Source organism: Phaeobacter sp. HF9A (assembly GCF_011806385.1).
GTDB lineage: Bacteria > Pseudomonadota > Alphaproteobacteria > Rhodobacterales > Rhodobacteraceae > Epibacterium.
Window position 1 is genome coordinate 16,422 of the sequence record NZ_JAATOX010000003.1, and the last position, 24,201, is coordinate 40,622.

A 24,201-nucleotide genomic window follows, 5' to 3' on the forward strand; every position below is an offset into this window, starting at 1 on the left:
CATGGCGTCCCTTGCCAACCCCCGCCTGATGCTGGCGATCCTTGCTGCGGTGTTTGCCTTCCTCTACGTGCCGATTTCGGTGCTGGTGGCGCTCTCGTTCAACGATGGTGGCCTGCCCACCGCCTGGACCGGGTTTTCGACGCGCTGGTACGGCGAATTGCTGCACAACCGCGATATCATGTCGGCGGCGTTCAACACGCTGGTGGTCGCCGTCGTGTCGACCGTGCTGGCGACGATACTGGGCAGCCTTTTGGCGATCGGTGTGGAAATCCGCCGCCGCAAGGGGCGCTTTCTGGAGACCATCATCTTCGCGCCGATGATCATTCCCGACATCGTGCTGGCGATCGCGCTGCTGAGCTTCTTTTCCCTGCTGAATGTGACCATGGGGCTGCACACGGTGATCCTGAGCCATGTGGTCTTCAACCTCGCCTTTGTCTGTTCGGTGGTGCGGGCGCGGCTCAAGACCTTTGACTGGTCGATCGTCGAGGCTTCTACCGATCTGGGCGCCAGCACCCCTGTGACGCTGGTGCGGATCGTGCTGCCGGTCATGCTGCCTGCGGTCATCGCCGGTGCGCTGCTTGCCTTCACCCTTTCGGTCGATGAATTCATCATCGCCTTCTTCACCGCCGGTGCGGGACGCGACTCGATCACATTGCCGATGCAGATCTTTGCCATGATCCGCTTTGGCGTCACCCCAGAAATCAATGCGCTTGCGACCATCGTGATGGCCGTCTCGGTGATTGCTCTTACCCTGTCGCAGCGTCTGAACCGAGGAGGTCTTCCGGGACAATGACCCAGCCCCTTTTGTCACTTCGCAACGTGCAAAAGCACTTTGGAACCGTCCGTGCGGTGGATGGACTTAACCTCGATATTCAGGAGAACGAGTTCTTTGCGCTGTTGGGCGCATCAGGCAGCGGCAAGACGACGCTTCTGCGCATGCTGGCGGGATTCGAGGTGCCGACCGGCGGCGAGATCCTGCTGGACGGCAAGGATGTCTCCAACGTTCCGCCCAACCGGCGTCCGGTCAATCTGATGTTCCAGTCCTATGCGCTGTTTCCGCATATGACGATTGCCCAGAACGTCGCCTACGGGCTTGAGATGGAGAAATGCCCCAAGGCGGAGATCAAGACCCGCGTCGGGGAGATGCTGGAGATCATCCAACTGTCGCATCTGGCGGGGCGCAAGCCCGATCAGCTGTCGGGCGGGCAACGTCAGCGGGTGGCGCTGGGCCGTGCCCTGATCAAACGGCCGCGCCTGTTGCTGCTGGACGAGCCGCTTGGCGCGCTGGACAAGAAGCTGCGCGGCGACATGCAGCTGGAGCTGAAGCGGTTGCAGCATGAATTCGGCATTACCTTCATCATCGTGACCCACGATCAGGAAGAGGCGCTGGTGATGGCGGATCGGGTGGCGATCCTGAAGGATGGCACCCTGCTGCAATGCGCCTCGCCCCATGACATCTATGAACGCCCCAACAGCCGCTATGCCGCGGATTTTATTGGCGTGATGAATTTCATGCCCGCCAAGGTCAGCAACGGTCGCCTGCTCGGCGCGCATGGCAAGCCAGTGACGGCGCAGATCCCGGAAGGGCTGCACGAGGGCGCCGATGTGGTCGTCGCGATCCGGCCCGAACGGCTGAAGGTCAGCGCGCCGCAGGGCGATGCTGCGGGCAGCTTGCCGCGTGGTCGGGTGCTGGCCACCGCCTATCACGGGCTTGATTTGCAGCTGCATCTGGAAACCGAGCTCTGTGCCGATCCGATCACCGTGCGCCTGACCGCGCAAGAGGCCGATCAGATCGCGCTCTCGCAGGGCGACCAGCTGGAATTGGGCTGGGACGCCAAGGACACGCGTGTTTTTGCGGCCTGACGCCGCGCGCATGAACCAAGACAGAAAAGCCGCCGCAACAGCGGCAAAAGACCAACAGGAGTGATCATCATGGCTCAGAAAACCTTTGCCTTTTTCCCAGAGGCGGCCTTTGGCCCCGCGCTGAATTCCGTGGGCATTGCCCAGGCCGTGGAACGCATGGGGCATAAGGCGGTGTTCCTTTCGGACCCCGGATTTGTCGATGTCTACAAGGGCTATGGCTTTGAGGCCCATCCGGTGAACCTGTCCGAGCCGATGCCGGCCGAGCAGATGGCGAAGTTCTGGGAGGATTTCATCAACGGCCATATTCCGAACTTCCGCAAGGCGCCGATCGATCAGATCGACAACTACGTCAAGGAATGCTGGGAAGCGATCGTCGACAGTGCGAAATGGGCGCAAAAGGACCTGCCCGCGATCCTGGCCGAGATCAAACCGGATGTGATTTCGGTGGACAATGTGATCCTGTTCCCGGCGATCAAACAGCACGGTGTGCCCTGGGTGCGCATCATCTCCTGTTCGGAGAACGAGATCGAGGACGATGCGATCCCGCCGCATCTGTCCGGCATGTCGGAAAAGGACACCGAAGGGCACGCCGCCTTCCGCGCCAGGTTCAACGAGGTGGTGAAGCCGCTGCACGATGATTTCAACGCCTTTCTGGCGGAGAACAACGAAGACCCCTATCCCTTGGGCCAGTTCTTTGAGGCCTCGCCCTATCTCAACCTGCTGCTCTATCCCGAGCAGGTGAAATACAACCGGGCCAAGCCGCTGGACCCCGGCCAGTTCCAGTATCTTGAGGGCTGCGTGCGGCAGGACGATCCCTATGAGGTGCCGACCTTCAAGAAGAACAACGACGGCCCGCTGCTGTATATCTCTTTCGGCTCGCTTGGGGCGGGGGATACGGATCTGCTGAAGCGGCTGATCACGCTGGTTGGAAAGTCGCGCTATCGGGCGCTGGTTAATGTCGGGGACTACAAGGACGATTACAGCGATATCCCGGACAATGTGATCATCGACAGCTGGTTCCCGCAGCCCTCGGTCATTCCGCAGGTCGATGCGGTCATCCATCACGGCGGCAACAACTCCTTCACCGAGTGCCTCTATTTCGGCAAGCCGGCGATCATCATGTCCTATGTCTGGGACGGTCATGACAACGCGATGCGGGTTCAGGAAACCGGGCATGGGTTCCGCTCGGAGCGGTATGACTGGACCGAAGAAGAGCTGATCGAAAAGATCGAAACCTGCCTTACCGACGCGGAGATGGCGGCCCGGCTCAAGGAGACGTCGGCGCATATGCAATCGCAGAACGGTCAGGAAAAGGCGGCGCGCCTGCTGGTGGATCTGGCGGAGAAGGGCGCATGAGCAATCTTGATTCCTCGGCGCCGCATATCCACGCGGCCACAACCTATGACGATCTTGTCGATTGGGGTCCGCAGCCGGACATGATCGAAGGGCAATCCCATTCCACCGGTCGGCTCCTGCATAAGGGGCCGAACAATTCGCCCGAAACCGGTGTCTGGGTCTGCACGCCCGGCACCTGGCGGATTTCCGTCCCGCGCGACGAGTTCTGTCATTTTGTTTCCGGGCGGGTGATCTATCGCCGCGATGGGTCGGACGAGGTCATCGAGGCAACGCCGGGCACCTGCGTCATGTTTCCCGCAGGCTGGGAAGGCACCGCCGAGATCACCGAGACCCTGCGCAATATCTATATGCTTGTCTGAATGGAGAAAGACATGAAAGCCCCTGTTATGCACAAACCCCTGGAGATCACCGACACGGTGGACTGGGGGATCATTCCAACCATGATCGAAGGCGAAAGCCATACCTCCGGCAAGGTCCTGCACAAGGGTCCCGATGGCCAGAGCGAGTGTGGATTGTGGATCTGCACCCCCGGTAAATGGGACTGCCACGTCACCAAGGACGAGTTCTGTCATTTTCTGGAAGGCCGCTGCACCTACGTGCATGAAAGCGGCGATGTGATAGAGATCACCCCGGACACCGCCGCCTTTTTTCCGCAGGACTGGAAGGGTGTCTGTACCGTTCACGAGACAGTCAAAAAGGTCTATATGATCCGATGAGCCCCGCCGCGCCCCTCTCCATCGCCGATGCCAATCTGTCAGACGGGGCGGTCGCATTCCTGCGCCGCCATGGTCTGGCAGAGGTCAGCTTGCAGGCCTTTGACGCGGATGCCTCGACGCGCCGCTATTTCCGCCTGCTTGGGCAGAACCTTCTGTTGATGGACGATCGCCATGACCCCGAAGGCTTTGCCGCCTTTGCCCAGATATCGGCGCATCTGGGCGGGCTCGGCCTCTCCGCGCCCCGGGTGCTGGAACAGGATCGGGCGCAGGGTCTGGCCCTGATCGAAGACATGGGCGATGACACCTATGCCCGTTGTCTGGCCCGTGGGGTCGAGGAGGGCGCGCTTTATCACCTGGCGGTGGAGGCGCTATTGCATCTGCATCACGATGCGCGGGGGGCGCAGATCGACCGGCCCGCCTATGACCTCAGCGTGCATCTGGACGAGCTGTCGATCTTTTCGCAGTGGTTCGCACCGGCGGTGGCGCCGGACATTGATGTGGCGCGGTTTGACGGCGCGTTCCGCAGCCTTTGGGCCAGGGCGCTGGCACCTGTGGCGGATCGCCATGAAACGCTGGTGTTGCGCGATTTCCACGTGGACAACCTGATGCTGCTGGAGGGGCGCGAAGGCGTTGCGCGCTGTGGCCTGCTGGATTTTCAGGACGCGATCCTTGGCCCGTCGGAATATGATCTTCTTTCGCTGCTGCAAGACGCGCGCCGGGATCTGGCCGCCGGGCTGGAAGAGGAGCTGCTGACCTATTACTGCGCCCACGCCCCGGCGCATCTGGGCGGCGCCGAGGCGATCCGCCAGCGCTATGCGCTGCTCGGGGCGCAGCGCCACGCACGTATTCTGGGCGTCTTTGTGCGCCTCTGCCTGCGAGACGGGAAGGCGCGCTATCTGGCCTTCCTGACGCGGGTTTTGACACAATTCCAGACCGCATTGCAGGCCGCTGGCCTTGCCGAGATTGCGGACTTCCTGAATGCCGAATTGCCGGGCTGGGCGCAGATTGCACAGACGCTGCCCCAGACCTTGTTGCAAAGAAATGGACCGACAAATGACTGATGCCCTTTCCCCCTGTTACTATCTGGCGCCTGATTATGTGCCCACCACCGGTTCCGTGCACGAGGTGCAGGATCCGGCCACGCTGGACACTGTCGGCAGCTATGGCGCGCCCTCCTCTGAGCAGCTCGAAGAGCTGCTGGACCGGGTGAATGCGGCGCAGAAATCCTGGGCTGCGATGGATTGCAAGACCCGCGCGGGCCTGTTGCACCGGGTGGCCGATGCGATGGAGCAGGCGGATATGACCGAGATCGCCGTCATGATGACGCGCGAGATCGGCAAACCCTACCCCGAAGCCATCGGCGAGATCGCCAATATCCCGGCGGTCTTTCGTTATTACGCCGAAATGGCGCGGGACGATGCGGGCAAGATCGCAGGCCCGATGCAGCCGGGCTCTTTCCAATATCAGACCTATGCGCCGCATGGGGTTTCGGTCCATATCGTGCCCTATAACTTCCCGCTGATCCTTGGCTGCTGGACCATTGCGGCCTCGCTGGCGGCGGGCAATGGCGTGGTGCTGAAGGCGGCGCCGGCGGGCACGATCTGCACGCTGATGTTCATGAAATTCTTCGCCGCGCTGCCCAAGGATCTGATCGCTTGTGTGGGCGGTGGGGCCGAGCTGGGCCAGCAGCTGATCGCTAGCCCCAAGACCCATGCCATCGCCTTTACCGGCTCGGCAGAGGTGGGGCGCAAGATCGCGATGGAGGCGGCCAGCCGGATGAAACCCTGTGTCATCGAGGGCGGCGGCAGCGATCCCATGATCGTCTCCAAACATGCCGATGTGCAGGTGGCTGCGGCGGCTGCGGTGACCACGGCCTATCTGCAATCGGGGCAGGTCTGCACCTCGGCAGAGCGGATCTATGTCGAGGCAGAAGTCTATGATGACTTCGTTGCAGCCATGATCGCGCGCACCCGCCAGCTGCGTGTGGGCAATGGTCTGGGCATCGCCGAGATCGGGCCCGTGGTCTCCGAAGCAGCGCGGGACCGCGTGCTGGGCTGGATCGAACGGGCCCGCGACAAAGGGGCCACCATTGCGCTGGGCGGCGGTATCCCTGCGGATCAACCCAAGGGCTGGTTCATCGAGCCGACGATCGTGACCGAGGTGACCCAGGACATGGGCCTGTTTGAGCACGAGATCTTTGGCCCCGTGGTGTCGATCGTGCGCACGCAGAGCTTTGACGAGGCGCTGGAGCTGGCCAATGATTCAGATTTCGGCTTGGGCGCCAGCGTCTTTACCCGCGATCTGGGCGAGGCTCATCAGGCCATTGACGCGTTGCAGGCCGGGATGGTCTGGGTCAACAACCCGCTGGTGGACAATGACGCGCTGCCCTTTGGCGGGGTCAAGTCCTCGGGGCTTGGCCGCGCGCTGGGGCGTATCGGGCTTGATGCCTTCCGCCAGCCCAAGATGGTGATCCTCGATCCCGTCGCGAAGGAGGCGGACTGGTGGTATCCCTATCCAGATGATTGGTTCCTCGACGCCGGCGGCCGCAAACACGTCTGACTCTCAGCAAGCGAGAAAACCCATGAAAACCGAGCTTTATATTGACGGCGCCTTTGTGGCGCCGGCAGGTGGCGCGACTTTGCCCGCTGTTGACCCCGCGACCGAGCAGGTCTTTGCCCAGGTGGCGTCTGGCGGCGCGGAAGATATCGACCGCGCCGTGCGCGCGGCCCGCCGTGCCTTTGATGCGGGCGTCTGGTCTGACCTGCCCGCGACCGAGCGGGCCGCCGTGCTGCGCCGGATCGCAAACGGGATCCGCGAAAACCTTGCGGATCTGGCCGCGCTGGAGACCCGCGACAACGGCAAACCCCTGCCAGAGGCGCAGTGGGATATCGAGGATGCGGCCTTCTGCTTTGACTATTACGCCGATCTGGCCGAGGCGGACGCGGCGCAGCCCCTGCGCACCAATGATGTGGGCGACGCCCGGTTTGACAGCCGTGTGCTGCGCGAACCGGTTGGCGTGGTCGCGGCGATTACGCCGTGGAACTTCCCGATGCTGATGGCGGTCTGGAAAGTGGCTCCGGCGCTTGCCGCTGGGTGTTGCGTGGTTCTGAAACCCTCCGAGCTCTGCGCGATGACCTGCCATGCGCTGGCGGGGATCATCGACAAGGCCGGGCTGCCTGCGGGTGTGTTCAACCTGGTGACCGGGTTTGGTGCGGAGGCGGGCGCGCCGCTGTCGGAACATGCGCTGGTCGACAAGGTGGCTTTTACCGGCTCGGTCGCGACCGGGCGCAAGGTGATGCAGGCGGCCTCGGCCGGTATTCGGACCGTGTCGCTGGAGCTGGGCGGTAAGTCCCCGTTCCTGGTTTTTGACGATTGCGATATCGACAAGGCGGTGGAGTGGATCCTGTTCGGGATCTTCTGGAACAAGGGCGAGGTCTGCTCGGCCACCTCGCGGGTTCTGGTGCAGCGCGGGATCTACGCGCGGCTGATCGAGCGGCTGAAAGAGGTCACCGAGGCGATCAGGATCGGCGCAGGCGATCAGCCGGGGGTCAAGCTTGGCCCGATCGTCTCCAAGGGCCAATATGACAAGATCCTTGGCTTTCTTGAGCGTGCCAAGGACAGCGGTGCCCGTTTGGTGACCGGGGGCGGCCGGGCCGAGGGGTTCGAGGTGGGATATTACATCGCGCCGACCATCTATGCCGATGTGCCGTTGGACGCCGAAATCTGGCGCGAAGAGATCTTTGGTCCCGTGGTCTGCCTCAATCCTTTTGACACCGAAGAAGAGGCGCTGCGGTTGGCGAATGACAGCCCCTATGGGCTGGCAGCGGCGGTGATGTCGGACGATTTGGAGCGCTGCGACCGGGTGGCGGCCAAATTGCGTGCCGGTATCATCTGGATCAACTGCTCGCAGCCGACTTTCACGCAGGCGCCTTGGGGGGGCTACAAATCCTCGGGCATTGGCCGCGAGCTGGGGCGCGAAGGCTTTGATGCCTTTCTGGAAACCAAGCAGGTAACCCGCTTTGATCACAGCCAGACCTGGGGCTGGTATCTGGATGAGGAGGAGGCAGGTCAATGACGATGCCAACAGAGATCGCCGCCATCGTGCTCGCGGCGGGCAAGGGCACGCGGATGGGGTCTGACCTGCACAAGGTGCTGCATTCCCTTAATGGCAAGCCGCTGCTGGGCCATGTGCTGGACACGCTTGAGGGCATAGAGGCGGCGCGGCGGCTTGTCGTGGTCGGGGCCGGGCGCGAGCAGATCACGGCGGCCTATCCCGCGCTGGATACTGTCGTTCAGGAGGAGCAGCTCGGCACCGGCCATGCGGTGCGGATCGCGGCCAAGGCGCTGGAGGGGTTTCAGGGCACCGTGCTGGTGCTGTATGGCGACGTTCCGCTGGTCTCGGCGCGGACGATGGCGGCGCTCTGTGACACGATTGACGCGCAGACCGCCGTTGCGGTGCTGGGGTTCCACCCGCAGGATGCCGGGGCCTATGGGCGTCTGGTGACCGGGCCGGACGGAACATTGGAGCGGATTGTCGAATTCTCCGATGCCTCTGATGCGGAGCGGGCGATTACCTTTTGCAATTCCGGCATTCTGGCGGTGCGGGCAGATGCGCTGTTTCAGCTTCTTCCCAGGATCCGCAACGACAATGCCAAGGGCGAATACTACCTCACCGATCTGGTGGGGCTGGCGCGACAGGCCGGGCACCGGGTTGCCACGGCCGAGGCCGATCCCTTCGAGGTGACCGGCGTCAATTCCCAGGCGGAACTGGCCGCGCTGGAACAGGCGTTGCAGGCGCGCAATGCGCCAAAGGGGGCATCGTGAAACTGGCCTCTCTGTCCTCGCGTTTCAACGATACTGTATTCACGCCCTATTGGCAGGAGACCGTCAGCGCGCGCAGGGATCTGCCCGCGCTGACGGGGGCGCACCGCTGCGATATCGCGGTGATCGGGGCAGGGTTTACCGGCCTGTGGAGCGCCTTGAAGGCGCGCGAACGGCATCCGAATGCGCGTATCATTGTGCTGGAGGCCCGACATCTGGCCGAAGCAGCCAGCGGTCGCAATGGCGGGTTTTCCGCGCCCAGTATCTCGCATGGGGTCGGCAATGCCGCCGCGCGCTGGCCCGATGAGGCCGAAGCGCTGGTGCGGCTGGGGCGGCAAAACCTCGACGATCTGGAGGCCGATCTGGTCACCTATGGTATCAAGGCCGAGTTCGAGCGCACCGGCAAGGTCAATGTGGCTGCCACCCCCTGGGAGGCCGAGGGGCTGCACGACATGCAGGCGACCTATGCCCGTTTCGGGGTCGAGGCCAAGGTGCTTTCCGGCGATGAACTGAAACGCCACCTGAACAGCCCGCGCTATCCTGCGGGCCTCTATGAGCCGAACTACGCCTACGTTAATCCGGCGCGGCTGGTGCATGGGCTGGCAGAGGCCTGCCTGCGGGGCGGTGTGTCGATCCATCAGGACAGTCCCGTGTCTGCCATCACGCCGGACGGGGACGGGGTGAGCCTGACGACGCCGCGGGGCGCGTTGCGCGCGGGCAAGGTCGTCATGGCGACCAATGCCGACCTGCCCATCCTGCGCCGTCTGCGGCCCGCCATCGTGCCGATCTTCGACTATACGATCATGACAGAGCCACTGAGCGATGCGCAATTGGAGTCGATCGGTTGGCAGGGGCGCTATGGCGTGGCTGATTGTGGCAATCAGTTCCACTACAGCCGCAAGACGGCGGACAACCGCATCCTCTGGGGCGGCTATGATGCGATCTATCACCGCGGATCCAGACGCGATGCGCAGCTTTTGAACCGGGCGCAATCCTATGCGCGGCTTGAGGCAAACTTCCTGGAGGCCTTTCCCAGCCTGTCGGGCGTGACCTTCAGCCATGCCTGGGGCGGCATCATCGACACCTCTGCGCGGCTGACTTTTTTCACCGGCACCGCGCTGGGCGGGCGTCTGGCCTATGCGATGGGCTTTACCGGGCAGGGGGTCACGGCTTCCCGCTTTGCCGCGCTGACGATGTTGGATCTGCTGGACGGCGAGGAGACCGAGCGCACGCAGCTGCGGATGAGCCGCAAGCGACCGTTTCCCTTTCCGCCGGAACCGTTGCGCGGCCTTGCGATCAAGGTCGCCCAATCTCACCTCGCGCGGGAGGATCTGACCGGCAAGCGGTCGATGCTGCTGCGTCTTATGGACCGGGCCGGGATCGGCTTTGGGTCGTGATCGCAAGAAGTTCAGAAGGCAAAGGTAGATATGAGCAAATCTCCCAACCATGTTGTCGCGTTTGACGCTGGGGATCTGGCCCCGGCCGAGACCTGCGTCGAGGACCCCAAACTGGTCGATACACCCTATCGCAGCAAAAGCTGGCGGCATTTTCAGAACGCGGAGAAGGGCGCGCTTGCCGGGATCTGGGAAGCGGAGCCGCATCTGGAGCGCTGCGACTGCGATTATGACGAGCTGTGCCACATCCTGGAGGGGCGTGTCCGCCTGACCGATGCCGAGGGCCATGCGCGTGAATTCGGGCCGGGTGACAGCTTTGTCGTGGCGGCTGGTTTTTCCGGGACCTGGGAAAACCTGACGCCGGTGCGCAAGGTGTTTTTTATCCTGTCGTGAAGAGGATCGCATACGCCCAGGCGCATGCGATCCTTGCAAGGGGCGGCGTTCTGTCGTCCCGGCGTGGCAGGCCGGGACGATGGGCCAGCGCTCAGACGGGCCCGGCGCGTTTCAGCAGTGCTTTGGCGGCGGCGTCCGAGGCGTTCAGGGTGCCGATGTCCCAGAACACACCCGCCATCACCCGCAGCGCATCGCGGCAGACCGGTTTCAGCACATGTTCATTCGGCGCATGCTGCGAACAGCCGCGATAGGAATGCGGCACCCAGATGGTGGGCAGCTCCAGAATATCGGTGAAACTGTCGTTGGGCAGGGAGCCGGCCAGGTTTGGAAGCACATGCAGATCACCAGCCGTCGCGCGGATCGAATTGCCCACGAATTGCGCCCAGGGATGATTGGGATCAAGCCGAGTGGCGGCAAAGAACCCCCGGTCGAGGTTGCGGATTTCGACCTTTTGGAAGCCATGCGCATCGAGGTGACGGCGCAGCGCCGGGATCACGGCTTCGGGATCGGTGCCAACCACATAGCGCAGCTGACAGGTCGCCCGCGCCCAGCCGGAAATCGCGTTCACCGGCGCCTCTGGCACGCCAGAGACCATCGCGAGCACGGTGAAACTGTTCCAGCCAAAGGCGCGCTCCGCCGGGGTCAGCCCCTCTTCGCCCCAGTCGGGGTTCACCTCGGGACCCTGGCCTCCGGCGACGGGCAGATCCTTGAGCGCGGCACGCACGCTGTCGGTCAGGCTGTCGGGGCGCCATTCCGGCACTTTGATCTGGCCGCGCACATCGGTGATACAGGCCAGCGCATGGGCCAGGATCATCGCCGGATCGGACAGCAGCCCGCCCCAGTTTCCGGAGTGATGCGCACCCTCGTGGGTTTCCACCACCAGATCAAAGGTGGTGCCACCACGCGACCCCATGAACATGGTCGGCACATCCGGTTGCAGCCGTGGCCCGTCGGAGGCGATCAGCACATCGGCGCTGAGCCGGTCCTTATAGGCCCTGAAGACCTCCGGCAGACCGACAGAGCCGACTTCTTCGCTCATTTCCAACACGATCCTTGTGTTGAAACCAAGATGCCCGCGCTCCGCCAGCACCGCTTCAAGGGCGGCGATATTGACCAGATGCTGGCCCTTGTTGTCGGCGGTGCCGCGCCCGTAGAGACGCTCGCCTTCTTCGACGATCTCCCAGGGCGAGAGCCCCTCGCGCCACATCTCGTCCTGGCCCAGAACCGCGTCGCCGTGGCCATAGGTCAGGATGGTGGGCAGATCTTCGCCCTCGCGGCGTTCGCCGATCAGCAGCGGGCCGCCGCGCGGGTCCGGGTTCGCCAGGATTTCGCAGGTGAACCCCAGCGCGGTCAGCCGCGGCAGCATCGCCTCGGTCAGGTAGCGCAGGCATTCGGCGCGGGCCTCTGGGGCGTCGCTCTGGCTTTCGCTGCGGTAGGTCACCAGATCGGCAAGTTCGGATTGAAAGGCTCCGGTTTCAAAATACTCGGTCACGCGGGAAATGGCGGCGTCGCGGGTCATTGGTCGTCCTCGGGTATTGCGTCGCCCCAGGGCGACATGATTTCGGTGCAGCCACTGTTCAGGCCGTCTTTGCGCATCACGCCCGCCGGGCAGGCAAAGGCATAGGGCGAGACAGTGCGGCGGGTACTGCGCGTGGGTTTTTCCTCGGCAAGGGCGGCCAGAACCTCTGCGGGCAGGGTCTCGTCCGCGATGATCTCTGCGCCGCCGGACATGTCGATGCGCGGGGTGTGAAACGCCTGTTCCACATCCATGCCGCCATCAACGACAAAGGAGGCCAGCTGCGACACCGCAGAGACGATCTTGCGCCCGCCGGACGCGCCAAAGGCAAAGCGCGTATTGCCCTGCGCGCCGAGCACCGGGCAGACGTTCATCAGGCAGGCCTTGTTCGGCGCCAGCGAGTTCGGGCGGCCCTGTTCCGGGTCAAACCACATGATGCCGTTGTTCATCAGAAAGCCGGTTGCGGGCGATACCACCCGGCTGCCGAAGATCGAAAGCAGCGTCTGGGTGTGGCTGACCATATTGCCGGCGCGGTCCACCACCGAGAAATGCGTGGTGCAGCCCGGGGCTTCGGGCACTTCGCCGGTATCGCCCATCTTGCCGAGCCGTTCCGCATAGGCCTGATCCAGCGCGCGGGCGTAGGCAACATAGGTGGAGGACGGGGTTGAGAGGTCGGCTGTCTCCAGCTGCTCCATCACCCGCGCAAAGGTCGGCCCCGCGGTCAGCCCCGGCATCACATGGAGCCGGGCATCGCGGTAATCGACGGCGCGGGCGGCGCCCGTCCAGGCGCGGTATCCGGCCAGATCCTGCGCCGAAAGGCAACCGCCCTTGTCCTGCACGTCCTGTGCCAGAGCTTGGGCCAGATCGCCTTCGTAAAAGCCGCGCGCGCCGGTCTCGGCCAGATGCGCGAGCGAGGCGGCCATGCGGCTCTGATCAAGGCGATTATCAGGAATGGCGGTCCAGCCGGAGCCCTTGGGCCAGGTGCCATCGTCAAGGAACAGCGCCGCAGCATCCGGGTCGCGGGCCAGGTTGCGCGCGGTGGAGGCGATCAGCAGGGCGGCGTACCAATCGACCAGCATGCCTTCGCGGGCATAGCCAACAGCCGGGGCCAGCAGCTCCGCCCAGGGCATCCGCCCCCAGCGGGCATGCGCCTGACCCAGACCATCGACGGTGCCGGGCACGGCGATGGCCGTGGCGCCCTCGACGTTGCGATCCTCGACCACCCGTTCCCAGGGAAAGAGATCCCCGGCCTTGCCATCGCCAGAGAGCGGATAGTCAGAAATCTTCAACCCCTTGGGCGAGCGCATGCCGAAGTTGATCGCAACAGCCTCGCCGGTGTCAGCGCGCCAATGGACGGCGGCACCGCCACCGGCGGGTCCGCTCATCCAAGGCTCCAGCACCCCGACAACAAAGGAGGTCGCCACGGCCGCATCCACCGCATCGCCGCCCGCGCGCAGCACCGCGGCACCGGCCTCGGCGGCCTGACGGTGCTGAGAGGCCACAACCCCGCCGGCGGTTTCGATCACATGCTTGCGGGTGCGCTGGGTTCTGGAGAGTGCGCTCATGCGGCATCCTTTTGCGTCATTGGGCTTTTGGGGTCCTGAAGGTGGCATTCCACGCGGCCATGCGGGGTCTGTATCGGACGCGGTGCGACTGTTTTGCAGTGCTCCGTCGCCAGCGGGCAGCGCGGGTGAAAGGCGCAGCCGGAGGGCGGGTCGATCGGGTTGGGATAGGCGGTGCCAAGCGCGGTTTCCGGCACGCCCAGCCCCGGTTCCGGGGTCAATACGGAGCTTAGCAGCGCTTTTGTGTAGGGGTGCTTGGGCGCTTCGAACAACTCTGCCACCGGGGCTTCTTCGACGATGCGGCCCAGATACATCACCGCCACCCGGGTGGCGAGATGTTCAACCACCGCAAGGTCATGGCTGATGAACAGGTAGGTCAGGCCGAATTCGCGGCGCAGATCGCCCAAGAGGTTGAGGATCTGGCTTTGAACCGAGACATCAAGCGCCGATGTGGGTTCGTCGCAGATCACGATCTCGGGTCGCATCACCAGCGCGCGGGCGATCGCCACCCGTTGGCGCTGGCCGCCGGACATCTGGCTGGGATAGGTGTTCATCACCCGTTGCGGCAGCCCGACGATATCCAGGATGTCCTTCACCGCCTTGGTCTGGCTGGCGGTGTCCCCGATCTTGTGCACCCGCAAGGGCAGGGAGACGATGTCATAGATCGACTTGCGCGGATTGAGCGAGGAATAGGGGTCCTGAAAGATCGGCTGAAGCCGCCCGGCAAGCGCGCGCCGGTCCAGGTTGTCCATCGACACGCCTTCGACGAGCACCTGACCGGCGGAGGGTTTTTCCAGCCCCAGCAGCAGCTTGGCCAAGGTGGACTTGCCGCAGCCGGATTCCCCGACCAGCCCCAGCACCTCGCCCTTGCCGAGCGACAGCGACACGTCGTTGACGGCGGTCAAGGGTTTGGGGGTGCCAAACAGGCCCTGCTTGACCTGATAGGTCTTTCTTACCTGGTCCAGGGTCAGAACATCACTCATGCGAGCTCTCCTTCTGCGGATAACGCCCCGTCGGCGTGAACGCATTTGAACGCGTGGCTGTCATCCCCCCGGAGCGGGATGGGGCCGCGGCAGTCGGCGCTGGCATGGGCGCAGCGGGTGCGGAAGACGCAGCCGCTGACATCGCCGATCAGCGATGGCACGATGCCCGGAATGGTGCCAAGCGGGGCGCCGCGTTCGGTCTTGCCCGGTTGCGGGATGCAGCGCAGCAGGCCGCGCGTGTGGGGGTGGCTGGGCGCGGAAAAGACCTCGGCGGCGGGGCCGGTCTCGACCAGCCCGCCCGCATACATCACCGCCACTTTGTCGGCGACCCGGGCGACGACGCCGAGATCATGGGTGATCAGGATCATCGCCATGTTCATCTCGCGGGTCAGATCCACCAGAAGACGCAGGATCTGCGCCTGGATGGTCACATCCAGCGCGGTCGTCGGCTCGTCCGCAATCAGCAGATCCGGTTCGCACATCAGCGCCAAGGCGATCATGACCCGCTGGCGCAGACCGCCGGACAATTGATGCGGATATTGCGACAGGCGGCTTTCGGCGGCGGTGATGCCGACTTTTTCCAGCAGCTCCACCGCGCGCGCCCGTGCTGCCGCCTTGCTGACCTTGCGGTGCAGCAGGAGCGTCTCTGTCAGCTGATCGCCGATGGTATAGGCCGGGTTGAGCGAGGTCATCGGTTCCTGAAAGATCATCGCCATCCGGTTGCCGCGCAGATCGCGCATCACCCGGCGATTGGCCTTTTGCAGGTCGATAGTGTCAAACCGCATCTCGTCGGCCTGACATTTGATCGTCTTGCTCAGAAGCCCCATCACCGCCAGCGAGGTCAGGGATTTTCCCGATCCGCTTTCGCCAACGATAGAGAGGGTCTCGCCCCTCTTGAGGTCGAAATCAATGCCACGCACCGCGTGCAGCGTACCGCTGCCGGTGGGGATGCTCAGGGTCAGGTTCTTTACGGAAAGAAGCGCATCAGTCATGGGTCAGCTCCGTCCTTCGGGGGCGGTGACGTCGCGCAGACCATCGCCCATCAGATTGATCGCCAGCACCAGCACAAAGAGCACGGCCCCGGGGATGAGCACGAGCCAGGGCTCGAACAGCATCATGTTCTTGCCCTCGGAGACCATCAGGCCCCAGGAGGGGGTCGGAGGCTGCACGCCAAGGCCGAGGAAGCTGAGCGCCGCTTCCAGCAGGATCGCATGGGCCATCTCCAGCGTGATCACCACGATCAGGTTGTTGAAGATATTCGGCATGATCTCTGTCAGCAGAATGCGCGGGGTGGAGGCACCGATCACCTGCGCGGCGGCCACGTAGTCCCGGCGGCTGACTTGCAGGGTGGAGGCGCGCATCACCACGGCGAAACGGTCCCACAGCAGCAGGCCCAGCACGCAGACCACCACGGTGAGGGAGCCACCAAGGATGGCAACCACCGCCAGCGCCACCAGCACCACCGGCATGGCGAGGCGCACATTGATGAGGAAGGTGACAAAGGCATCGACCTTGCCGCCGAAATACCCGGCGCAGACCCCCATGGTGGTGCCGATCAGGCCGGAAATCAGCGCCGCAATCGAGCCGATCAGCAGCGAGACACGGGCGCCGTAGATCAGGCGCGACAGGTAGTCCCGTCCCAGGTGATCGGTGCCCAGCGGGTGCTCCCAGCTGCCGCCCATAAAGACGGGGGGCACCATGCGGTTCATCAGGCTCTGCGCGTAGGGATCATGCGGCGCAAGCACGGGCGCGAACAGGGCGATGAGCACCAGCAGGCCAACTACGATCAGGCCAAAGAGCAGCCCCTTGTGGCCGAAGGCCCGCATCCTGAGTATTTGGCGGGGCGTGGGGCCGTGGATTTCTTGTGAGAGCGGATCAGCAGCGTCAGTCACGTCAGGAACTCCGCATTCTGGGATCAAGCCAGGCGTTCAGCACGTCGGCGAGAAAGGTGAAGACAATGTAGAACATAGAGAAAACAAGGATCAGCGCCTGTACGGTGGGCAGGTCATTGCGGGCGATGCTTTCCCAGGCGAGGAAACCGGCGCCATGCAGCGCAAAGACCGACTCCACCACGATGGAGCCCCCCAGCATGAAACCCATCTGAACCGCAGCGAGGCTGACCACCGGGATGATGGCATTGCGCAGCGCGTGTTTGAACAGAACCCGCCCCTCGCCCGCGCCCTTGGCCCGGGCGGTGCGGATGAAGTCGGAATTCAGCACATCCAGCATGCCCGCACGCGTCAGCCGCATGATGGCGGGCATCGCGTAATAGCCAAGCACGATCGTGGGCATGATGAAATGCCGCCAGGTTGCAGCGCCTGAGGGCGGCAGCCAGCCGAGCTGAATGGCAAAGACGACGATCAGGATCAGGCCGAACCAGAACGAGGGCATCGCCTGACCGGCCACCGACAGGAACAGCGCCACCCGGTCGATGAGCGAGTTCGGACGGATCGCGGCGACCACCCCAAGGGGCACGGCGGTCAGCAGCGCAAACAGAATGCCGCAGACCCCGAGGATCATGGTCACTTGCAAACGTTCTGCGATCAGCCCGGCAACGGGGAGCTTGAAATAATAGCTCTCGCCAAAATCGCCCCGGAGGGCGGAGAACAGCCATTCGCCGTATTGCACCAGCATCGGGCGATCAAAACCGTAGAGCCGGCGCAGGGCTTCGACGTCTTCGCCGCTGGCGGTTTCGCCAGCCAGCGCGGCGGCCGGGTCGCCGGAGAGGAACAGCAGGGAGAAACTGATGAAGCTGACGGTCAAAGCCACCAGCAAGGCCAGGCCCAGTCTCTTCAGGATGAATGGCAGCATGGGATACCTCTGGCGTCCAGCCTCGGGCGGGCGGCGCGTCTGGGGGTTGGTCTTATGGGGGTGGGGCGTGAGGAACGCATGTCGCGGAAGGGGAGGACAGGGCGAGGGGTTGCCCCCTCGCCACATCAGATCCGGTCAGATCAGTTCCAGGACATATCCACGAAGCGCAGCACCTCATCCGCAGTCGGCGTATAGTTCACATCGCCGGTGAAGACATAGTTGGTGTTGTAGCTGAACATCGGCGCCCAATAGGCTTCGCCGGTGATCTTTTTCAGCGCCTTGGTGTAATATTCGATGCGCTCATCCGGGTTGGTGGAGCTATCGGCCACGTTCAGCCAATCCAGCACCTCGTCGTCGCGGGTGCTGTCAAGCGAACCATGTTTGAAGAACTGGCTGACCATCGCGGAGGCATCGTTGATCGAGTAGCTGCCCCAGGTCTGGAACGACAGCGGCACTTCGCCCTTCATGTTCAGTTCGCGCAGGGCGGAGTATTGCAGCATCTTGAAGTCGGTCTCGATGCCGATCGCATTCAGATAAGAGGCGATCGCCTCGGCGTATTGGCGGTCGCGGTAGGCGTAGAACTCGGTCGAGAACCCATCGGGATACCCCGCCTCGGCCAGCAGTTCCTTGGCCTTTTCCGGGTTGTAATCATAGGTGGTGACATCCTGAGCGCAGCCGAACTGGCTGGGGAAACAGGGGGTATTGATGACCTGGCTCGACCCTTTCAACAGCGCCTGAACCAGTTCTTCGCGGTTGATCGCATAGTTGACCGCCTCGCGGACCTTGGCGTTGGTAAAGGGGTTGTCGGCGCCGCTGCGACCGGCCGCATCCATCTGGAGATACCCAACGCGCATGGTGGATTCATTGGCGACGGTGAACTGGCCCATCTGGCCCAGCTTCTCGGCCTGATCCGCGGGCACCTGCCAGATCAGATCGAGCGAACCCGAGAACAGCTCCGCCATCTGGGTGTTGACGTCGGGAATGGTGCGAATGTCGATCTTGCCGACCGTGGGTTGGCCCTTGGGGCTGTCATAGTAGTTTTCGTTCTTTTCCAGCACAAAATGCTGCCCGGGCACCACTTCGGTGACCTTGTAAGGGCCGGTGCCAACCGGTTTCAGCCCCATGCCGGAGGGGCCGACCTCGGCGTAATATTCATTGGGGTACATGGACACCGGGCCGGAGAGGAATTCGATCGCCGCCGGGAATTTGTCCTTCAGCAGGATGCGCACGGTGTAGTCGTCGATCTTCTCGGCCGATTTCATCCAGTTCACATTGCGCTGGGTCTTTACGCCGTTTTCTTCGTTGGCAACGTAGTTGACGGTAAAGACCACATCATCGGCGTTGAAAGGTTCGCCATTGTGGAAGGTCACCCCTTCGCGCAGCTTGAACTCCAGCGTGGTGTCGTCGATCCATTCCCAGCTGGTGGCCAGGTTGCCGATGTATTCGTTGGTTTCGGGGTCGCGATAGATCAGACCATCCCAGACCGCACGCTGCATGACCACGCCTTCGCGCGAGGAATTGAAGTAGCTGTCAACGTTTTCCAATTCCTTGGTGAAGGCCACATTCAGCGTGTCCGATGCTTTGTCGGCAAGCGCGGGCATGGCCGCGCCGGAGGTCAAGACGGCGGCAACGAGGAGAGAGCGGGTGAAGGCGTGTTCGGTCATGTCATTTCCCTGTCTGTACGATTGAACAGTTGATGTATCATTATTTAATACATAGTATTGTTATATACCCATCATACGCCGAGGCTGGTGACATTCGTCAAGTTTTTGTTACAGCGGCGCAGGGACGTTCGGCCAGAAACGGAAAAAGATGTTGGAAAAGAAGCAAAACCCGCTGTTCGTCGGCACCCTCGCGAAGGGGCTGCGAGTGCTGCGGGCCTTTGACGAATCACATGTCTCGCTGTCGCTGGCCGAGCTGGTCAAACTGACCGGGCTGGAAAAAAGCGCGGTGCAGCGTCTGGCCCATACGCTGCATCAGGAAGGCATGCTGGAGCGCGATCCCGGCACCCGCCGATACCGTCCGAGCCATGCCTGGCTGGAGCTGGCCTATGCCTATTACTGGTCGGATCCGTTGATCTCGCGGGCGCTGCCAAAGCTGGTGGAATTCAGCCGGGTGCATGGCGAAACCGTGAACCTGGCGCAGATTTCGGGGGATCACATCATCTATGCGCTGCGCCTGCCCAACCAGCGTACCCAGTTTGCGGCCAGTATCATCGGGCGACGGGTGGCGGCGCTGGGCACGGCTGCGGGGCGGGTGATGCTGGCAACCTGGAGCGCGCAAGAGGTCGCGCATGCACTGGAAAGCTGGCCGCTGCATGCGATGACGCCAAAGACAATCACCGACCGCGCGGTGATTGCGCAAGAGATCGCGCAGGCCGCGCAGGACGGCTATTCGCTGACGCAGGGTCAGATGATCCTGAACGAGATCAGCCTGGCGGTTCCGATCACCGGCATAGATGGGCGCGCGCATGCGGCCTTGCAGGTGGCGGTCTCTAGCCACAGTTTCGACCCGGAGCGGGTGCGGCAGGAGCTTCTGCCGGCGCTTCTGGATACCGCCAGCGGCATTCCCGGCGAAACCCTGATGCAGGAACCCAGGTCCTGACCCCGATCTGAGCACGCGACCTGATAGGTTCAGGGCGCCAGCGGTGCGATCTGATCTTTTCCAGCCTGCGGCGGGGGGATAGGGTCGCGGCATGACAGCATCTCCTCGATTCATTCACCTGCGCACCCATACGGAATATTCGCTTCTGGAAGGGGCCGTGCGGCTCAAGAAACTGCCGGACCTGTGCAAGGCGCATCGCATGCCTGCGATTGCGATCACCGATACCAATTCGATGTTCGCCGCGCTCGAGGCCTCGGTCACCCTTTCGGGGGCTGGCATCCAGCCGATCATGGGCTGTCAGGTGGATCTGACCTATGTGAAGAGCGAGCCGGGCGAGAAACCCAAACTGCCCGCGCCGCTTGTGCTGCTGGCGCAGAGCGAAGAAGGCTATGAGCATCTGATGAAACTCTCCTCCTGTCTCTATGTGGACAAGGGCGGGCAGTTGCCGCAGGTCTCGCTAGAGGAGCTGGAGCTGAACAGCGGCGGTCTGATCTGCCTCACCGGTGGCCCAAACGGGCCCGTCGGGCAGCTGTTGCAGAACGGCCAGCGCCCCGCCGCCGAGGCGCTGATGCAGCGGCTGAAAGCGATGTTCCCGGATCGGCTCTATGTGGAGCTGCAACGCCATCCCGGCGAGGACGGCCAGCCGGTCGAGGAGGTCCAGACCGAGCGCGGCCATGTGGAGATGGCCTATGCGATGGATCTGCCCCTGGTGGCGACCAATGACGTCTATTTCCCCAAGACCGAGATGTATGAGGCGCATGATGCGCTGATCTGCATCGCAGAGGGGGCCTATGTCGATCAGTCGGAACCGCGCCGCCGCCTGACCGCGCAGCATTATTTCAAAAGCCAGGAAGAGATGATCGCTCTTTTTGCCGATCTGCCGGAAGCGATTGAAAACACGGTCGAAATCGCGCAGCGCTGCGCCTTCATGACCTATCGGCGGGATCCGATCCTGCCAAAATTCGCCGATGACGAGGTGGTGGAGCTGCGCCGTCAGGCCAATGAGGGCTTGCAGGCCCGGCTGGCGGTGATCCCCCATGCGGTGTCGGTTGAAAAATACCAGGAACGGCTGGATTTCGAGCTGGATATCATCGAGGGCATGGGCTTTCCCGGCTATTTCCTGATCGTTGCGGATTTTATCAAATGGGGCAAGGAACAGGGCATTCCGGTGGGGCCGGGGCGGGGCTCTGGTGCGGGCTCGCTGGTGGCCTATGCGCTGACCATCACCGACCTTGACCCGCTGCGCTACAGCCTGCTGTTTGAACGCTTCCTCAACCCGGAACGGGTCTCGATGCCCGACTTCGACATCGACTTCTGCATGGATCGCCGCGAGGAGGTGATCAAATACGTGCAGCAGAAATATGGCCGCGACAAGGTGGGCCAGATCATCACCTTTGGTGCGCTTCTGTCCAAAGCAGCCGTGCGCGACATTGGCCGGGTGTTGCAGATGCCCTTTGGCCAGGTGGACCGGCTGTCCAAGATGATCCCTGTGGAGGGCGTGAAACCCGTCTCGATCGAGAAAGCCTTGCAGGACGAGCCCCGACTGGCGGAAGAGGCGCGAAACGAGCCCGTGGTGCAGCGTCTTTTGACCTATGGCCAGCAGGTCGAGGGGCTCTTGCGCAACGCCTCCACCCACGCGGCTGGGGTGGTGATCGGCGACCGGCCTCTGGATGCGCTGGTGCCGCTCTATCAGGATCCGCGCTCCGACATGCCGGCGACCCAGTTCAACATGAAATGGGTGGAACAGGCCGGGTTGGTGAAATTCGACTTCCTCGGCCTGAAAACGCTGACCGTGGTGCAGAACGCCATGGAGCTGATCTTCAAATCCGGCCGTCCGTTGCATGTCTCGGCCGAGGGGCAGCAGCTTTATGAACCGGCGGAAGGGGCGGAGAACCAGATCAACGCGATCCCGCTGGATGATCCGATCACCTATGACCTTTATGCCCGGGCCAAGACGGTGGCGGTGTTCCAGGTGGAATCCACCGGCATGATGGATGCGCTCAAGCGCATGAAGCCCACCTGTATCGAGGATATCGTGGCGCTGGTGGCGCTCTATCGTCCCGGCCCGATGGAAAACATCCCGGTCTATTGCGAGGTCAAGAACGGGCTGCGCAAGATCCAGTCGGTGCATCCGCTGATCGACCATATCCTGGAGGAAACCCAGGGCATTATCGTCTATCAGGAACAGGTGATGCAGATTGCCCAGGTGATGGCGGGCTACTCCCTGGGCGGTGCGGATCTGTTGCGCCGCGCCATGGGTAAGAAGATCAAGGAGGCCATGGACGCCGAGCGCCCGAAGTTTGAAAAAGGCGCGGCGGAAAACGGGGTCGACAAGAAAAAGGCCTCCGAGGTTTTTGACCTGTTGGAGAAATTCGCCAACTACGGCTTCAACAAATCGCACGCGGCGGCCTATGCGGTGGTGTCCTATCAGACCGCCTGGTTGAAGGCGAACCACCCGGTGGAGTTCATGGCCGGGGTGATGAACTGCGATATCCACCTGACCGACAAGCTCTCGATTTACTTTGAGGAGGTCAAGAAGGGGCTGAAGCTGCCCTATGTGGCGCCGGACATCAATCGCTCCTTGGCGACCTTTGACGTGGTCGAGGGCGCCCTGGTCTATGCGCTGGGCGCGCTGAAGAACGTCGGCCTTGATGCGATGAACCTGATCGTCGCAGCGCGACAGGACCGGCCCTTTGTGAACCTCTATGATTTTGCCCGCCGGGTGGATCTCAAGAAGGTCGGCAAGCGGCCTCTGGAGATGCTGGCGCGGGCCGGGGCTTTTGACGTGCTGGACAAGAACCGCCGCCGGGTATTCGAGAGCCTGGAAGGGCTGGTGAGCTATTCCGCCGCCATCCACGAACAGAAGAACTCCAACCAGGTGTCGCTGTTTGGCGAGGCGGGCGAGGATCTGCCGGAGCCGCGTCTGGCGGGGGTGCCGGATTGGCTGCCTGCGGAACGGCTGAACGAGGAATTCAAGGCGATCGGCTTTTACCTGACGGGCCATCCGCTGGACGACTACATGCCAGCGCTGAAACGCAAGGATGTGATGACGCTGGACGAGGTCATGGCCAAGGCGGAGCGCGGCCCCTTTATGGCCAAAATGGCCGGGGTGGTTGCGGGCCGGCAGGAGCGCAAATCGGCGCGCGGCAATCGTTTTGCCTTCGCGCAGCTCTCGGATACCACCGGCGCCTTTGAGGTGACGATCTTCTCGGATGTTCTGGAAAAAGCACGGGAGTTTCTGGAGACCGGCTCCAAGGTGGTGATCACCGCCGAGGCCACCATGGAGAGCGATCAGCTGAAACTGCTGATGCGCTCTGCCGGGCCGGTGGATGCGGCGATTGCCGATGCCGGGCGTTCTTCCCTGCGGGTCTATCTCGACAGTGCCTCGGCGGTGGCAACGGTGGCAACGGTGCTGGAGGATGCCAAATCCGCCGCCCGCAACGCCAGCCCCGGCGAGATCTATGTTTACCTGCAAGACCCGGGCCTGCCGGGGGATGTGGAAATGGATCTGGGGCAGGTCTTTCCGATCAACCCGCAGATCAAAAGCGCGCTCAAAAGCCTTGAGGGCGTCATGGATGTTGAAGAGATCTGATCTGCCGGAGCAGGCAGGCGGCTAAAGCACGCCGATGTCGGCCAGCGCCTGCGAGAGCTCACTGGGCAGGGCGGCCTCCGCCTCGCGGCCCTCGCGCAGGTCGGCGGGGGTGTCTTCGGGATTGAGATAGCGCCAGCCCTGAAACGGGCGTTTGGGGGCGGTCAGGGTGCGGTGGACCTCGGGGTCGAGCACAATGGCGCAGCGGCGGATCTCGTCCTCGCCGATGACCTCATCCATGCGCAATACCCGCTGACGGCATTGGATCAGCCCCTTGATCACCCAGTAAATCGACCCACCATTCAGGATCTCGCCCTCGCGTTTGGGCCACATGCGGGTGATATGGCGGGGTAGCCTGTCCTGCCAGCGCTGGGCGTAGGTGGCCTGCCACTCCATCAGCCCTTCGACGCTTTCAGAGCCAACGGAGAGCTTTACGAGATTTACATGCTTATCCACAGGATGTCCCCAGAGTCGTCCAGAAGTAATACAGTATATTGTAGCTTGATGGTGACGGGCAGCAAGGTCTTGTGGTATAATTCTGAAGATTTGCTAAATTCGCCGTTGAGGCATCGCGCCTCTCCGGCTAAGCAGGC

At 62.9% G+C, this 24,201-nt stretch carries 21 protein-coding genes; 13 read left to right on the top strand and 8 right to left on the bottom strand.

Going from position 1 to position 24,201, the window contains the following annotated elements; translation table 11 throughout:
- Position 1 precedes the first annotated feature (1 nt).
- The 11 genes from HCZ87_RS00660 (at position 2) to HCZ87_RS00710 (ending at position 10,543) form a co-directional block, all read left to right on the top strand.
- Complete coding sequence (locus tag HCZ87_RS00660) at positions 2-793, top strand: ABC transporter permease (RefSeq protein ID WP_167641837.1); 792 nt, start codon at positions 2-4, stop codon at positions 791-793.
- The gene (locus tag HCZ87_RS00665; protein WP_167641838.1) at positions 790-1,863 is read left to right on the top strand and encodes an ABC transporter ATP-binding protein; all 1,074 of its coding nucleotides are present in this window, start codon (positions 790-792) and stop codon (positions 1,861-1,863) included. The genes HCZ87_RS00660 and HCZ87_RS00665 overlap by 4 nt, the downstream gene beginning before the upstream one ends.
- A gap of 69 nt (positions 1,864-1,932) precedes the next feature.
- Positions 1,933-3,219, top strand: a complete 1,287-nt coding sequence (locus HCZ87_RS00670; protein WP_167641839.1) for a glycosyltransferase — start codon at positions 1,933-1,935, stop codon at positions 3,217-3,219.
- Positions 3,216-3,578 (top strand): cupin domain-containing protein, encoded by a 363-nt coding sequence (locus HCZ87_RS00675; RefSeq protein WP_167641840.1) that lies wholly within the window; start codon positions 3,216-3,218, stop codon positions 3,576-3,578. The genes HCZ87_RS00670 and HCZ87_RS00675 overlap by 4 nt, the downstream gene beginning before the upstream one ends.
- Positions 3,579-3,590: 12 nt before the next feature.
- The gene (locus tag HCZ87_RS00680) at positions 3,591-3,935 is read left to right on the top strand and encodes a cupin domain-containing protein (protein ID WP_167641841.1); all 345 of its coding nucleotides are present in this window, start codon (positions 3,591-3,593) and stop codon (positions 3,933-3,935) included.
- Positions 3,932-4,996, top strand: coding sequence for an aminoglycoside phosphotransferase family protein (locus tag HCZ87_RS00685; protein ID WP_167641842.1), 1,065 nt, complete (start codon positions 3,932-3,934; stop codon positions 4,994-4,996). Before HCZ87_RS00680 ends, HCZ87_RS00685 begins: the two co-directional genes overlap by 4 nt.
- Positions 4,989-6,494 carry an aldehyde dehydrogenase gene (locus tag HCZ87_RS00690; RefSeq protein WP_167641843.1) on the top strand — a complete coding sequence of 502 codons (1,506 nt, stop codon included), beginning with the start codon at positions 4,989-4,991 and terminating at the stop codon, positions 6,492-6,494. The genes HCZ87_RS00685 and HCZ87_RS00690 overlap by 8 nt, the downstream gene beginning before the upstream one ends.
- A 22-nt stretch (positions 6,495-6,516) precedes the next feature.
- Complete coding sequence (locus HCZ87_RS00695) at positions 6,517-8,010, top strand: aldehyde dehydrogenase family protein (protein ID WP_167641844.1); 1,494 nt, start codon at positions 6,517-6,519, stop codon at positions 8,008-8,010.
- A complete protein-coding gene (locus HCZ87_RS00700) occupies positions 8,007-8,759 on the top strand; it encodes an NTP transferase domain-containing protein (RefSeq protein WP_167641845.1) in 753 nt (250 codons plus the stop codon). Before HCZ87_RS00695 ends, HCZ87_RS00700 begins: the two co-directional genes overlap by 4 nt.
- The gene (locus tag HCZ87_RS00705; RefSeq protein WP_368484061.1) at positions 8,756-10,153 is read left to right on the top strand and encodes an NAD(P)/FAD-dependent oxidoreductase; all 1,398 of its coding nucleotides are present in this window, start codon (positions 8,756-8,758) and stop codon (positions 10,151-10,153) included. The genes HCZ87_RS00700 and HCZ87_RS00705 overlap by 4 nt, the downstream gene beginning before the upstream one ends.
- A gap of 30 nt (positions 10,154-10,183) precedes the next feature.
- The gene (locus HCZ87_RS00710; protein WP_167641846.1) at positions 10,184-10,543 is read left to right on the top strand and encodes a cupin domain-containing protein; all 360 of its coding nucleotides are present in this window, start codon (positions 10,184-10,186) and stop codon (positions 10,541-10,543) included.
- Positions 10,544-10,634: 91 nt separating this feature from the next.
- On the opposite strand, the gene HCZ87_RS00715 is transcribed toward HCZ87_RS00710, so the two are convergent.
- The 7 genes from HCZ87_RS00715 to HCZ87_RS00745 form a co-directional block, all read right to left on the bottom strand.
- Positions 10,635-12,062: a M20 family metallopeptidase gene (locus HCZ87_RS00715; protein ID WP_167641847.1), complete on the bottom strand. Its 1,428-nt coding sequence runs from the start codon at positions 12,060-12,062 to the stop codon at positions 10,635-10,637.
- A complete protein-coding gene (locus HCZ87_RS00720) occupies positions 12,059-13,624 on the bottom strand; it encodes a gamma-glutamyltransferase family protein (protein ID WP_167641848.1) in 1,566 nt (521 codons plus the stop codon). Before HCZ87_RS00720 ends, HCZ87_RS00715 begins: the two co-directional genes overlap by 4 nt.
- A complete protein-coding gene (locus tag HCZ87_RS00725) occupies positions 13,621-14,604 on the bottom strand; it encodes an ABC transporter ATP-binding protein (protein WP_167641849.1) in 984 nt (327 codons plus the stop codon). Before HCZ87_RS00725 ends, HCZ87_RS00720 begins: the two co-directional genes overlap by 4 nt.
- Entirely contained in the window at positions 14,601-15,596 is a 996-nt protein-coding gene (locus HCZ87_RS00730; protein ID WP_167641850.1) for an ABC transporter ATP-binding protein, read from the bottom strand. Before HCZ87_RS00730 ends, HCZ87_RS00725 begins: the two co-directional genes overlap by 4 nt.
- Before the next feature lie 3 nt (positions 15,597-15,599).
- Positions 15,600-16,496: an ABC transporter permease gene (locus HCZ87_RS00735; RefSeq protein WP_167641851.1), complete on the bottom strand. Its 897-nt coding sequence runs from the start codon at positions 16,494-16,496 to the stop codon at positions 15,600-15,602.
- 1 nt (position 16,497) lies between these two features.
- A complete protein-coding gene (locus HCZ87_RS00740) occupies positions 16,498-17,415 on the bottom strand; it encodes an ABC transporter permease (RefSeq protein WP_167641852.1) in 918 nt (305 codons plus the stop codon).
- A 140-nt stretch (positions 17,416-17,555) separates the two neighbouring features.
- Complete coding sequence (locus HCZ87_RS00745; protein ID WP_167641853.1) at positions 17,556-19,079, bottom strand: ABC transporter substrate-binding protein; 1,524 nt, start codon at positions 19,077-19,079, stop codon at positions 17,556-17,558.
- Between the two features lie 148 nt (positions 19,080-19,227).
- On the opposite strand from HCZ87_RS00745, the gene HCZ87_RS00750 reads away from it, so the two are divergent.
- Both HCZ87_RS00750 and dnaE read left to right on the top strand, forming a co-directional pair.
- A complete protein-coding gene (locus HCZ87_RS00750; protein WP_254868471.1) occupies positions 19,228-20,019 on the top strand; it encodes an IclR family transcriptional regulator in 792 nt (263 codons plus the stop codon).
- 91 nt (positions 20,020-20,110) lie between these two features.
- Positions 20,111-23,611, top strand: a complete 3,501-nt coding sequence (gene dnaE / locus HCZ87_RS00755) for a DNA polymerase III subunit alpha (protein WP_167641854.1) — start codon at positions 20,111-20,113, stop codon at positions 23,609-23,611.
- A 21-nt stretch (positions 23,612-23,632) separates the two neighbouring features.
- On the opposite strand, the gene HCZ87_RS00760 is transcribed toward dnaE, so the two are convergent.
- Positions 23,633-24,064 (bottom strand): DUF1489 domain-containing protein, encoded by a 432-nt coding sequence (locus tag HCZ87_RS00760; protein WP_167641855.1) that lies wholly within the window; start codon positions 24,062-24,064, stop codon positions 23,633-23,635.
- Positions 24,065-24,201 lie beyond the last annotated feature (137 nt).